Genomic DNA, 12510 nt, shown 5'->3' with positions numbered 1-12510 from the left:
AGAACTTCGTTTTTTCTATTAAAAATGAAATTCAAAGGTTACGCATATGGACTAATTTCTTCCATATCTTATGGATTAATTCCATTATTTATCCTACCTATAAAACAGGCAAATTTTTCGATGGATACTACATTATTCTATCGATTCTTTTTTTCTGCATTGATTGTCGGAACATATTTATTCATCAAAAAACAATCATTCAAAATAGATGTGAAACAGATTCCATTTTTAATCATTTTAGGATTATTGTACGGAATCTCAGCGGATGCTTTATTTTTAGGTTATGATTATTTAACTCCTGGAATTGCCTCCACATTATTATTCGTTTATCCGTTGATTGTTGCCATCATAATGGCTGTTTTCTTCAAAGAAAGAATTACAATTTCAACTATTGTAGCCATTGTTTTTGTACTGGCTGGTGTAATTTTATTAAGTTTTAAAGAAGGAAAATTCGAGCTAAATCCAATCGGATTAGGAATTGTTTTTATTAGTGCTTTGGGTTACGGATTATATATTGTGACAGTCAACAAATCGAAAGTACGAGATATAAAAGGCTTTACATTAAGCTTTTATTCGTTTCTATTTACAACGATTTATTACGCAACAAAAATGATTATTCACAAAGAATCCTTCATTTTACCATCATTAGAATTAACCTTCAACTTTTTTACATTTGCGTTTGTTACGACAGTTGTTTCGAGCATCGCATTGATTTATGCGATTAAAAATATTGGTTCTACAGCCACTTCTATTCTTGGCGCATCAGAACCTGTGGTTGCCGTTGCTGTAAGTGTTATGATGTTTGGTGAAGATTTTTCGCTGAGTTTAGCTTTAGGAATTTTTATGATTATTCTAGGCGTAACTCTGAATGTAATTGGTGATGCATATCAACAAAAAAGATTGAAGTAATTGTAAATCCTATTTTTAACTTTGCAGCAATGAAACAGAAATTTAATCCTGAAGGTTGGAATCGTATAGAGCATTTTAATATGTTCTCGAAAATGGATAATCCGTATGTCGGAGTTGTTGCGGAGGTTGAATGTTCTAAAACGTACAAATTTGCCAAAGCAAATAAATTGTCTTTTTTCGCAGTCTATTTACATTGCTCGATGTTGGCAGAAAATAAGATTAATGAGTTTAAATATCGCATCGAAGATGATGAAATTTTTGTGTACGATCATTTAGATTGCGGAACAACAATTGGAAGAAAAGACGGAACTTTTGGTTTTGCATTGATGAATTTTACCGAAGATTTTGATGCATTTAACGCGCAACTTCAAGAGCAAATACAAAGTGTAGAAAACTCGGTTGGTTTGCATATCAAAAATGAAGAAATTACCATTGGCTTGGTTCGTCATTCTACATTTCCATGGTCGAGATTTACAGGTCTAACACAACCAAGTAACTTTGGAACGGGAGAATCTATTCCGCGAATTATTTTTGGAAAAGCGTATACGCAAAACGATAAAATGTATATGCCTGTTTCGGTTGAGGCGAATCATGGTTTTGTAGATGGTTTTCATTTGGCGAATTATCTGCAAGAATTTGAAAACGAATTAGGTAAATATTAGAAATAGTAAGAACGAATTTCGAGTTTCGAAATTCGTTTTTTTATTTTACATCATTAGGATGAATAAATGGTTCTGGTTCTAGAATTTCCTCATATTGAATAGGAAAATATTTTTTATCTTCTTCTAAAACAAAATCATCCGTATAATTATAAAAATGCTCCAACTCTCTTAATTGATACTTTCCTTCTTCATCTTTATGAAATCGAAAAGCGTAACCTTTTATTTCACAACAGAATGTTATTTTTTCTTTATCTAAAGGGATATAATTTAAATTTGAGATATCGATATATTCATCTAATACTTCATTTTTATCTAAAAGAATAGTATAATCTGTATTTTGAATAGTAATTGGTAATGTATAATAATTCCCTATTGAACAGTCTTGTCCAGTCGAAGAAATATATAAATAAAATTTTTCTTTTGCGAAAAAGAGAGAGATTGTTCTAATTGGTATATGATTACTTTTTGTAATATCAATAGCTTGTTCAATAACTTCATTTACATTCTCATCTTTAAAAACTGAATCTGCTTTTATTTCATTCTTCTTTTCCCAACCTTTAGCAGATTGACTGCTCGGTTGCTCACATTGAACAAAAAGAATGAATAAGAGTAAAAAATATAAATTCTTCATATAAGTGTTTTGATTAAAGATAATCAATTCACTGCAACTTTTTTATTTAGTTTTTTTGACCAAGAAAAAATATAAATCGTTCCGATAATTGAAGGCACAATCCAAAAATAAATATTATCTCCAAATCCAGCGCCTGCAACCAAAAACGCTGTTACTGAAGCGATATAAGCACCAACCATTTTTCCAACATGATTCATTGTCCATTTTTTATAATTCTCTGTATTCTTGTAAAAAACAAAATCTCGATAACACATAAACCCTCCTAAAAACCCAAAAATTAAATACAATAATCCAATTGCATTGCTTGTGAAAAGTGGAAGTAATCCAAAAACAATCATCACAATAGATGTGATAAACATTGCTCCAGAAATGATTTTATCCAAATTATTAGAATAGTTTTTGCGCTTATAATTTAGAATTCTATTTCCGATCAAAATCATATAAATCGTGAAAATACCAATCATTAAAAGAAAAGAATTGTGGTGATTTGGAAAAGCACAAATAATCAACGAAAGAACAGAACTGACTAACATACCAATCGAAAATATTTTTCCCACTTTTTTGTGTGTCGAATTTCCTTTTTTTATAATCATAACAGCTGTTCCAGCAACCAAGCCAATTCCTCCAAAAAATGCGTGAATGTAAATAATGATGTTGACTAAATTTTCCATAATGTGTTTATTTATTATGGAATAAAATTAAGTGAAGTCGTTTTTAATTTTAAAAATAGTTGACCGAATTGTCGAATTTTAAGGATGAATTGTATTACTCTTTTGTTTTCACTGTTTCTATAGCATCATTCATCAAATCGAACTCGTAACCTTTGTACGCTAAATATGCTTTTACTTTGTTTATTTTCTTGAAAGATTCTCGCTCAGAAGCTAATAAATTGAACTTTTTTTGTGTTAAATGCAATAAATTATTCCAATATTTATCCAAATCAATTTCTTCTTTAAATGCTTTTTCAATTAATTTTTGATCAATTTGACGCATTTTTAATTCTTGACGAAGACGATTTCTTCCCCACATTTTTTGATTGACTTTTCCTCGAACAAAATTATGAACAAATCGTTCTTCATTCAGGAATCCGTAATGAATTAGCTTAAAAATAATCTCATCTTTCGCTTCTGGAATCAAATCAAAATCACGAAGTTTTTTCTCTACTTCCCAATGACAACGATCTTGATAAAGACAATATTTTGCCATTTTATCTTTGATTTCATCAATCGTATAAATCTTTTTTGGGTTGTCTTTAGAGAAATTCATGCAACAAAGTTAAGATTTTAATAAGTAAATTGTTTGATTAACTTGATGAGGATCCTGAAAAAAGTTCAGGATTAATCAACAAAAAAACTGAATCATTTCTGATTCAGTTTTTTATTATTTGTTTAAATAGTTGAAGGAAAAATATGAACTTCTCAATTCTAATTTCTCACATCTCAATACTATTTTTATTAAGCTTTTTGTAATTCCGCGATATATGCTGTTGGATCCTCAGCATTGAAAACTGCCGAACCAGCAACTAAAGCATCTGCACCAGCTTCTACCAATTTTGATGCATTTTGTACTCCAACTCCTCCATCAATTTCGATGATCACATTTGCATTAGCTTCTGTAATCATTTTTTTCAATTTAGAAACTTTGTTGTAAGTATTTTCAATGAATTTTTGACCTCCAAAACCTGGATTAACACTCATAATTAACACCAAATCTAAATCATTAATCACATCTTCTAAAACAGATACTGGTGTATGCGGATTAAGCGCCACTCCTGCTTTCATTCCTTCTGCTTTTATAGCCTGAATTGTACGATGTAAATGTGTACACGCTTCGTAATGAACAGTCAAAATATCTGCGCCAACTTGTTTGAAAGTTGAAATATAACGATCTGGATCAACAATCATTAAATGCACATCCAAAACTTTGTCTGTTAACGAATTTATTTTCTCGATAATTGGCATTCCGTAAGAGATATTCGGAACAAAAACGCCGTCCATTACATCTAAATGAAACCATTCGGCTTGAGAATTATTAACCATTTCGATGTCTTTTGCTAAATTCCCAAAATCGGCTGCTAAAATTGATGGTGCTACTATTGGCATAATCTTATTTGTTGTTTGTTTGTATTTTGTGGTGCAAAGGTAATGAAATAAAAAAATCGTTGAAAACTCAACGATTTATATTTTTTAGAAATTATAACCAAATTTGAAACCTAATTCAGGTAAGAAGTCGATGTATGTTTCTTTATCTGAATATATCCAATCAGAACCATTAATAGAATATTTAAAAGGATAATAAGTATCTATAAAAATTCCTGCTCCAAAATTGAATTCATAAAAAAATTTTTTAGCAAAATTTCTTTTAATTCCATAATTCACCACAAGTTTTGCAAAATCATCATCTTTTCCCATCCCTTGGTATGTTGATAACCAATCTGTATAATAGTCAAATTTCAATCCTATAAAATTTGCAGAATTATTTAAAGTAGATTTTCCTTTTGAACTTCTTCGATCAAAATTATAGTAATAACGACCTTCTAATCCTAACTTTACTGTGAAATCCATATCCAAACCATCATCTGAACCTGTAAAATTAATTGTAGAATAATTTAAATTACCAAGAATTGTAATTTTATCTGTTATGGCTTTCTCATAATTTGCTCCAACTCCCAAAACATTAATATGTGCTGAAATCAAATCTGTTGCTTTTTCTTGAGCAAATAGTGAAGTTGATAATAAGAGAGTAAATAATAGTTTTTTCATTTTCAGTGTTAATTAATACAATACGAATATAACAGAAAAAATGATTCAGTAAAATTATTTTTAATCCAAGAAAACTCTATTATCAATAAAGTTATAAGGTTCTTCGTCTTTCAATTCTTCGTTGATAATAAAATGAATCGAATCTTTTGACATAAAAATATAAGTGTAAATATCTGCCATTTCATCAGAATCTCTAAACTCATAATATTCATCACCAATAGTACACCAAACGCCTTCATCTTCAGAAAATGTAACGCAATCATCACTGTGAATGGTCTTAAAGTTAACTGTCATTGTACCGTCAACTTTTCTATTGACCATCCAACTATTTGTTTCACCTTTAAAAAATTTCCCATGATCGGTTCCAGACCAAATTCCAACAAATCGTTCATCTACATCCATAGATTTTATAAATTCTTTAATTTGTTTTTGATCTGTTTTATTCATCATAATTTCTATATTAAAATTAGCTTAAAAGTAGCCAATCTATACTTCTTCTCATCTCAAAAAGACTTAATTTGCAGCTCGGGATAAAAAAACAAATTTATGGAAAATAATATGCTTAATCAACATCCAGCAGATATTGCCGAACAATTAACTGCACTGAACGTAAAAGAAAGAAACATCGCTTTTTACTCGCTTTTGAATGATGATAAAGTTGAAGTATTCTCCTATTTTGAACCCGATATTCAGTACGAAATTGTAAAAAGTTTGACGGACGAAGATTTAGCTGAAGTTTTGAACAATCTTGATCCTGATGACCGAACAGAACTATTTGAAAATTTCCCAGATCAATTAATCAAACATTCCATTAATCTTTTAAATCCTGAAGAACGTGCTACAGCACTGAATTTGATTGGATACAAAGAAGATTCGATTGCACGTTTAATGACACCAAATTATATTCAGGTAAAAGAACATTATACAGTAAAACAAGTTTTGGCTCACATCAAAAAGTATGGAAAAAAAGCCGAAACATTAACGTATATTTTTATTGTTGATGGAAAAAATAGATTGATTGATGATTTAAAAATTGGCGAAATTCTTTTGGCTGATGAAGATACTAAAGTAGAAGATTTAATCGATCATAATTTTGTTTCAATCAAGACGACAACTCCTTTAGAAGATGCGTTAGAAGTTTTTGATAAATACGATCGTTCTGCGATGCCAATTGTGACAGAAAATGATGTTTTGGTCGGAATTGTAACATTTGACGATATCTTGGATCGTATGAAAATGCGTGATACAGAAGATATTCAGAAATTTGGAGGTATGGAAGAATTGGATGTTTCGTATACTAAAACACCTATTGCGGAATTAATCAAAAAGCGCGCAGGTTGGCTGGTTATCTTATTTATTGGCGAAATGTTTACTGCTTCTGCTATGAGTTATTATGACCAAGAAATCGAAAAAGCGGTTGTGTTGGCTTTATTTGTTCCATTGATTATTTCGAGTGGTGGAAATTCTGGTTCTCAAGCGGCTTCACTAATTATCCGAGCAATGGCTTTGGGTGAATTGAAACTAAAAGATTGGTGGTATGTAATGAAGAAAGAGTTTGCTTCGGGATTAATCTTAGGTGCAATTCTAGGATTTGTTGGTTTTATCAGAATCTTAATTTGGCAAAAAACTGGAATTTATAGTTATGGAGAATATTGGCTATATGTAGCTTTAACAGTCGCTTTATCTTTAATCGTCATTGTTTTATGGGGAACACTTTCTGGATCTTTAGTTCCATTTATTTTGAGAAAAATTGGATTTGATCCCGCAACAGCATCCTCGCCTTTCGTCGCAACCTTGGTTGATGTTTCAGGATTGATTATTTATTTTACAATTGCTGCAATTTTACTAAGCGGAAAATTATTATAAAAAAAATCCAACCAATTGGCTGGATTTTTTTATTTTTATTATCGTCCGATATATGTTTTCAAAATCTTAGATCTCGAAGTATGTTTTAAACGGCGAATTGCTTTTTCTTTAATTTGACGAACACGTTCTCTTGTTAAATCAAACGTTTCTCCAATTTCTTCTAACGTCATTGGATGTTGACCGTTTAATCCGAAGTATAAACGAATTAAATCAGCTTCACGAGGCGTTAATGTTTGCAATGCACGTTCAATCTCTACACGTAATGACTCAATCATCAATTGTACATCTGGAGATGGAGATTCACCAATGTTTAATACATCGTATAAGTTAGAATCTTCTCCTTCTACTAATGGTGCATCCATTGAGACGTGACGACCAGAGTTTTTCATCGACTCTTTTACATCACCTTCAGACATATCCAAAACTTCAGAAATTTCTTCTGCAGATGGAGCACGTTCATGTTCTTGCTCTAATAAAGCATAGGCTTTATTAATTTTATTGATCGATCCAATTTTATTTAATGGTAAACGTACAATACGAGATTGCTCTGCTAATGCTTGTAAGATAGATTGACGAATCCACCAAACCGCATAAGAGATAAATTTGAAACCACGCGTTTCGTCAAAACGTTGTGCAGCTTTTATCAAACCTAAGTTTCCTTCATTAATTAAATCTGGTAAACTTAAACCTTGATTTTGATATTGTTTCGCAACAGATACCACGAAACGTAAGTTTGCTTTTGTTAATTTTTCTAAGGCAACACGATCTCCTGCTTTGATACGTTGTGCTAACTCTACTTCCTCCTCCGCTGTAATCAAATCTACTTTACCAATCTCTTGTAAGTATTTATCCAACGACGCAGTTTCACGATTTGTTACCTGCTTTGTAATTTTAAGCTGTCTCATTTAACTAAAACCCTCCTATTATTAATGATTATTATCGATTTCTTTTGGCATTTTATCAACACCACTATATATGTATACGCAGATAACTGAAAAAGGTTACAAAATATTGTAAATTATTTCAGAATTAATATCTTAAAACTTCGTAAATCATTTGAGCAGAGAGTTTCGCTGTCGAGTTATCAACATCAAAAAGCGAATTATATTCAACTAAATCAAATATTTTCACTTTGTTTGAGTTCATTAGAACCTTCAAAATATATTTAACCTGAAAAGGTGTCAAACCATTAATTGTCGTTGCACTTACACCTGGCGCATAAGCTGCATCAAAAACATCCATATCCAACGAAACATAAAGCACATCAAATTGTTGAACAATCGTTTTCAAATCATCTAATACTTTATTCAAATTGAAATGCACTTCATCTGCCAAAATAAAATTAACTCCTATATTTTCAGCACGTTGAAATAATGCTTTCGTATTTCCTAATTCTTGAATACCGATTGGAATATAATTGAACTTCATTTCATTTTCTTCGCAATACTTTGCCATTTCGTAAAAAGGCGTTCCAGAAGTTGATTGCGGATTTGGCGTTCTCAAATCAAAATGCGCATCAAGATTGATAATTCCAATATTTTTGTATGATTTTGCTAAAGCCAAAAAATCACCCAAAGCTGTTTCGTGTCCACCACCAATTACAATCGGAAAATGATTTTGTTGGATAATTTTATCCACTTGATTGATTTGTTCTTCACGTGCAGATTCTAAATTATTATCATCACAATGAATATTTCCAGCATCAAAAATAAAATCAGTTTCGGAAAAATGTAAAGGTAAATTCGCCAAACTTTTTCGAATCAAATCTGGTGAATCTTTCGCACCAATTCTACCCTTATTCCGTTTAACACCTTCTTCCGAACAAAATCCTAACAGTACTTTTGGTTGAACAGATGATGATTCAAATTTATCATAATCAGAAATTACTTGATGAATTCTTAAACCTAATTCTCCATCTTCAGAATCAATTCTTCCTGTCCAATTTTCTTGATTAAATGGTGTTTTTTGCATGATTAATAAAATTTAGGTAACGACAAATTATATTTTACAGTAACAATACGAATTGCGGCAATAATAGCTCCCGAAACAATAAAATTGATATTACGATCTAATCCAAAACTTTCAAAAATTAAATACATTACACCTCCTGCGACACATGCCATTGCATAAATTTCTTTCACAAAAACTGTAGGCGTTCTATTCATCAAAACATCTCTTAACATTCCTCCCATTACAGCGGTCATCATTCCCATCATCACAGAAATAAAATCATTTGCGCCCAAAGAATGCGCTTTTTCCAAACCTACAATTGTAAATAAAGCAATTCCCAATGTATCGAAAAGCATTAATGTTATTCTTAATCGTGAAAAATATTTAAAAAATAATCCTGCCAACAAAATTCCAGCAAAAACTGCGTAAATGACATTCATATCATTTATCCAAACTAACGGATAACTGTTAAGAAATAGATCGCGTAAAGTTCCACCACCAACAGCCGTTATAAAAGCAAAACAAGCAATTCCGAACCAATCATGTTTTTGTCTTTCATCTCCAGCTAAAGCACCAGAAATAGCAAACACAACCGTCCCAAATAATTCAAAAATGTATTGAATTTCCATCTATAAAAAATTAGTTCGCTAAGATACGAATCTATAAATTAATGGCTTTTGAATTTCGGTAATGATAAGTTATACTTAATTGCAGTCAAACGAATTGCGACAATTACAGCCCCCGAAATAAAGAAATTGATGTTACGATCAAGTCCCAATTTCCATAAAATCATATAAATAACTGCACCACAAAGACATGCAAACGCATAAATTTCTTTCTTGAAAATAATAGGAACTTCGTTCAACATCATATCGCGAATAATGGATCCAAAAACCGCCGTAAACATTCCCATTACAGGTGCAATTACAGGATGAATTCCAAGATTTAGAGCTTTTTCTAAACCAACAATCGTAAACAAAGCAATTCCTAACGTATCAAAAAGCATAAATGTTTTACGAAGTTTCAACAGAGGTGTATAGAAAATTGCCGCTAAAATAACACCAATCCCTACCGCATAAATAAGATTAACATCCTTTATCCACATAATTTCAACGGAAAGTAAAATATCACGAATTGTGCCACCTCCAATTGAAGTTAGGAAAGCAATAAAGGTTACACCAAACCAATCGTTACCAGATTTTTCATCTGCTGCTAAAGCGCCCGAAATTCCAAAAAAAAGTGTACCAAATAATTCGAAAAAATATTGAATCTCCATTTCTATTGTATTAAATCATATTGTGTTGTGCTCTGTCAAAAATAAACACTTTTCTTTTTTAACGATGTTTAAATATACAATCGAAAATAAAAAAAGACCAACACATTTGTTAGTCTTTTTGTTAATATTAATAATAATTTGTTTTTTCTAATTGCTTTTCATCAATCGGATCTTCATCCAAATAGCGTTCTAAACTATCATCCAACTCTTTCATCCAAGGTGTGTGATGTTTTTCTGCTTTCGTTTCGTCCATAACTGAGGTATAGGTTTTATCTCGATAAGTTAAAATATTTTCTTCTTTATCTTTTAACCAAGATTTGAACATATTAGCAACTTTATCCAAATCGAACATAGGATAATCAGTTAAATGAATTAAATCCTTCAAATAATCAGTTTGAAAATCAACATGATCATCAGCAGAAATCGATTGTTTTTCATAATCAACCCATTTCTGAATATCTTTTTGAATTTCTTCTTTTGAAGGTAAATTAATTCGTCCTAAAATATAATCACGTGCAAACCATGCTTGCGCATCAAACATATTAAATGTGTAATATTGATCCTGCATTCCCAAAAATAACAATTGAGCATTAACATCTGATATTACACCTTTATACATTCCTTCTGGATACAAACAGTTTTTTGTTTTTAAACGGAAATTATCTGGTAAAAACGGAAATTTGTGTTGATAACCTGTACACATAATTACTGCATCAAACTCTTTTGATGTTCCGTCTTTGAAAAATGCTTTCTTATCTTCAAAATGTGTCACTAAAGGCAATTCTTTTATCCCTTCGGGCCATTTACAATCAATCGGGTTTGTACGATAAGAAATTATGACCGATTTAGTTCCGTGTTTATAGCATTGTACCGCAATATCTTCTGCCGAATAACTACTACCAATCAATAAAATTTCTTTGCCTCTAAATGGATCAGCTCCGCGAAAATCATGCGCATGCATTACATTTCCTGTATAATTCTCGATACCTTTAAAATAAGGCATATTTGGTGTAGAAAAATGTCCAGTTCCGACAATTAAATAATCGAAATATTCTTCGAAAGTTTCATTTTTCTTTAAATCATCAAAAACAACGCGAAACTGTTTTTTATCCTCTACATAATCTACCCACCTTGCAACGGTATTAAACTGAATGTACTTTCGCGCATTACTTTGTTTAATTCTCCCTTCTATATAATCGAATAATACTTCTCTAGGTGGATAAGAAGATATTGTTTGACCAAAGTGTTCAGAAAATGTATAATCTGCAAATTCTAAGCATTCTTTTGGTCCATTCGACCATAAATATTTATACATACTGCCATGCAATGGCTCTCCGTATTTACCTACTCCTGTACGCCAAGTGTAGTTCCACATTCCTCCCCAGTTTTCTTGCTTCTCAAAACATTTAATTTCTGGAATTTTGTTACCTTTCTTTTCTTCTGACTCAAATGCTCTTAACATCGCCAAACCACTTGGTCCAGCCCCGATAATGCCTACTTTTAAACTCATGAATTGTTTTTAATTAAACTTATATGAACTACTCAACTATCATTGATAGTAATTGATTTTTATGTCTGAAACGACCTGATATAGAAACTAACTTCTATAAAAACTGTGTAAAACAGAATAGAATGAGTAATCTAATGATTACAACATATAAAGAGATAGAAAACCTCTTGCTGAATAAATAAAATTTTATTCAAAATTAAATTATTCTTCAATGTACTAAAATTATAGCAGATGGACAAATATTAATAAAACATAATGATAAGCGTAATTATTATGGCGTTCCCTTCGGTCGGGGTATCCGTTGCAATCTTTTGTATAAGAAGATTAGAAGTGATTACAGAAAAACCAATTCCTCCAAAAGGATTTCCACTACTATCCCTAACGCGGGTTTTTAAGTTCTGAGTTTTGAGTAATAAGTTATAAGACATAAGATTTAAGACTGCCAATAAAAATCTAAGCAAACTAGGAGTGTTATCGAGTTCTGAGTTAATTTTAAAAAGGAAGCTTCCTTTTTATCAAGAAGAAGCTCCTCGTTGAATAATTAGAAGCCTCTTGTTTTATAGAACATAGTCTGGAGATGCGTAAAGCTTAAAACGTTCAGCCTAAAGCGCGACGTATACCCACAAAAAAAGCCTCAAGTTGTTTACTTGAGGCTTTTAATAAAAACTGGCGACGACCTACTCTCCCGTAAGTAACAGTACCATCGGCGCAGGCAGGCTTAACTTCTCTGTTCGGAATGGGAAGAGGTGAGCCCTGCAGCTATAGTCACCCTAATATTTTTGTATAGGTCTTAGTTCCTATTATATCTTGACATTATTACTATACAATCTGGTATTACTTTCTTAATCCAAATAAGATTAACTAACCTTCTCTATGACGATTAAATCAATCTTAGTATTTAATCTTTTTTATTTTTGATATTACTATCATTAGCTTTGATTCGT

The 12510-nt window shown here is 31.3% G+C and carries 14 protein-coding genes and 1 rRNA gene; 3 read left to right on the top strand and 12 right to left on the bottom strand.

All coding sequences use genetic code 11. The features are described 5' to 3' along the window. Nucleotides 1–24 precede the first annotated feature (24 nt). Together B4E59_RS07250 and B4E59_RS07245 are read left to right on the top strand one after the other, a co-directional pair. Complete coding sequence (locus B4E59_RS07250) at nucleotides 25–909, top strand: DMT family transporter (RefSeq protein ID WP_286495880.1); 885 nt, start codon at nucleotides 25–27, stop codon at nucleotides 907–909. Nucleotides 910–938: 29 nt separating this feature from the next. Next, nucleotides 939–1571 carry a CatA-like O-acetyltransferase gene (locus B4E59_RS07245; protein ID WP_286495878.1) on the top strand — a complete coding sequence of 211 codons (633 nt, stop codon included), beginning with the start codon at nucleotides 939–941 and terminating at the stop codon, nucleotides 1569–1571. Nucleotides 1572–1611: 40 nt separating this feature from the next. On the opposite strand, the gene B4E59_RS07240 is transcribed toward B4E59_RS07245, so the two are convergent. The 6 genes from B4E59_RS07240 to B4E59_RS07215 all read right to left on the bottom strand — a co-directional run bounded on the left by B4E59_RS07240 (nucleotide 1612) and on the right by B4E59_RS07215 (nucleotide 5414). Next, on the bottom strand, nucleotides 1612–2202 hold the full coding sequence (locus tag B4E59_RS07240) for a hypothetical protein (RefSeq protein WP_286495877.1): 591 nt from the start codon (nucleotides 2200–2202) through the stop codon (nucleotides 1612–1614). Between the two features lie 23 nt (nucleotides 2203–2225). Further along, a complete protein-coding gene (locus B4E59_RS07235) occupies nucleotides 2226–2873 on the bottom strand; it encodes a DUF2306 domain-containing protein (RefSeq protein ID WP_291047175.1) in 648 nt (215 codons plus the stop codon). A gap of 94 nt (nucleotides 2874–2967) precedes the next feature. Then, nucleotides 2968–3468, bottom strand: a complete 501-nt coding sequence (locus B4E59_RS07230; RefSeq protein ID WP_291047174.1) for a regulatory protein RecX — start codon at nucleotides 3466–3468, stop codon at nucleotides 2968–2970. Nucleotides 3469–3656: 188 nt separating this feature from the next. Continuing rightward, nucleotides 3657–4304, bottom strand: a complete 648-nt coding sequence (gene rpe / locus B4E59_RS07225) for a ribulose-phosphate 3-epimerase (RefSeq protein WP_280036965.1) — start codon at nucleotides 4302–4304, stop codon at nucleotides 3657–3659. 84 nt (nucleotides 4305–4388) lie between these two features. Continuing rightward, nucleotides 4389–4964 (bottom strand): DUF3575 domain-containing protein, encoded by a 576-nt coding sequence (locus B4E59_RS07220; RefSeq protein ID WP_219035269.1) that lies wholly within the window; start codon nucleotides 4962–4964, stop codon nucleotides 4389–4391. Between the two features lie 60 nt (nucleotides 4965–5024). Next, nucleotides 5025–5414 (bottom strand): hypothetical protein, encoded by a 390-nt coding sequence (locus tag B4E59_RS07215; protein WP_219035270.1) that lies wholly within the window; start codon nucleotides 5412–5414, stop codon nucleotides 5025–5027. A gap of 96 nt (nucleotides 5415–5510) precedes the next feature. On the opposite strand from B4E59_RS07215, the gene mgtE reads away from it, so the two are divergent. Then, nucleotides 5511–6830, top strand: a complete 1320-nt coding sequence (gene mgtE, locus B4E59_RS07210; RefSeq protein ID WP_125350025.1) for a magnesium transporter — start codon at nucleotides 5511–5513, stop codon at nucleotides 6828–6830. 38 nt (nucleotides 6831–6868) lie between these two features. Here the strand turns inward: mgtE and B4E59_RS07205 are convergent, their stop codons facing one another. From B4E59_RS07205 to rrf, 6 genes are all read right to left on the bottom strand, one after another. Continuing rightward, a complete protein-coding gene (locus tag B4E59_RS07205) occupies nucleotides 6869–7735 on the bottom strand; it encodes a sigma-70 family RNA polymerase sigma factor (RefSeq protein ID WP_019975176.1) in 867 nt (288 codons plus the stop codon). Between the two features lie 124 nt (nucleotides 7736–7859). Further along, nucleotides 7860–8801, bottom strand: a complete 942-nt coding sequence (gene hutG / locus B4E59_RS07200; RefSeq protein ID WP_219035272.1) for a formimidoylglutamase — start codon at nucleotides 8799–8801, stop codon at nucleotides 7860–7862. A 2-nt stretch (nucleotides 8802–8803) separates the two neighbouring features. Next, on the bottom strand, nucleotides 8804–9409 hold the full coding sequence (locus B4E59_RS07195) for a trimeric intracellular cation channel family protein (RefSeq protein WP_125350023.1): 606 nt from the start codon (nucleotides 9407–9409) through the stop codon (nucleotides 8804–8806). 38 nt (nucleotides 9410–9447) lie between these two features. After that, nucleotides 9448–10056 (bottom strand): trimeric intracellular cation channel family protein, encoded by a 609-nt coding sequence (locus B4E59_RS07190; RefSeq protein ID WP_125350022.1) that lies wholly within the window; start codon nucleotides 10054–10056, stop codon nucleotides 9448–9450. Nucleotides 10057–10183: 127 nt separating this feature from the next. Continuing rightward, entirely contained in the window at nucleotides 10184–11566 is a 1383-nt protein-coding gene (locus B4E59_RS07185) for a trimethylamine monooxygenase (RefSeq protein WP_291047172.1), read from the bottom strand. Nucleotides 11567–12230: 664 nt separating this feature from the next. Then, nucleotides 12231–12339 (bottom strand): 5S ribosomal RNA (gene rrf / locus B4E59_RS07180). Nucleotides 12340–12510: the final 171 nt, after the last annotated feature.

Origin of the sequence: Empedobacter sp. UBA2044, assembly GCF_002333005.1 — a bacterium.
Taxonomy (GTDB): domain Bacteria; phylum Bacteroidota; class Bacteroidia; order Flavobacteriales; family Weeksellaceae; genus Empedobacter; species Empedobacter falsenii_B.
The sequence above is the reverse complement of the archived record's forward strand: the minus strand, read 5'-3'. Positions and strand labels throughout refer to the sequence as shown.

Excerpts from the sequence above, each read along its gene's own strand:
- B4E59_RS07250 (WP_286495880.1), top strand. The coding sequence starts at position 25 with ATGAAATTCAAAGGTTACGCATATGGACTAATTTCTTCCATATCTTAT.
- B4E59_RS07245 (WP_286495878.1), top strand. The coding sequence starts at position 939 with ATGAAACAGAAATTTAATCCTGAAGGTTGGAATCGTATAGAGCATTTT.
- B4E59_RS07240 (WP_286495877.1), bottom strand. The coding sequence starts at position 2,202 with ATGAAGAATTTATATTTTTTACTCTTATTCATTCTTTTTGTTCAATGT.
- B4E59_RS07235 (WP_291047175.1), bottom strand. The coding sequence starts at position 2,873 with ATGGAAAATTTAGTCAACATCATTATTTACATTCACGCATTTTTTGGA.
- B4E59_RS07230 (WP_291047174.1), bottom strand. The coding sequence starts at position 3,468 with ATGAATTTCTCTAAAGACAACCCAAAAAAGATTTATACGATTGATGAA.
- rpe (WP_280036965.1), bottom strand. The coding sequence starts at position 4,304 with ATGCCAATAGTAGCACCATCAATTTTAGCAGCCGATTTTGGGAATTTA.
- B4E59_RS07220 (WP_219035269.1), bottom strand. The coding sequence starts at position 4,964 with ATGAAAAAACTATTATTTACTCTCTTATTATCAACTTCACTATTTGCT.
- B4E59_RS07215 (WP_219035270.1), bottom strand. The coding sequence starts at position 5,414 with ATGATGAATAAAACAGATCAAAAACAAATTAAAGAATTTATAAAATCT.
- mgtE (WP_125350025.1), top strand. The coding sequence starts at position 5,511 with ATGGAAAATAATATGCTTAATCAACATCCAGCAGATATTGCCGAACAA.
- B4E59_RS07205 (WP_019975176.1), bottom strand. The coding sequence starts at position 7,735 with ATGAGACAGCTTAAAATTACAAAGCAGGTAACAAATCGTGAAACTGCG.
- hutG (WP_219035272.1), bottom strand. The coding sequence starts at position 8,801 with ATGCAAAAAACACCATTTAATCAAGAAAATTGGACAGGAAGAATTGAT.
- B4E59_RS07195 (WP_125350023.1), bottom strand. The coding sequence starts at position 9,409 with ATGGAAATTCAATACATTTTTGAATTATTTGGGACGGTTGTGTTTGCT.
- B4E59_RS07190 (WP_125350022.1), bottom strand. The coding sequence starts at position 10,056 with ATGGAGATTCAATATTTTTTCGAATTATTTGGTACACTTTTTTTTGGA.
- B4E59_RS07185 (WP_291047172.1), bottom strand. The coding sequence starts at position 11,566 with ATGAGTTTAAAAGTAGGCATTATCGGGGCTGGACCAAGTGGTTTGGCG.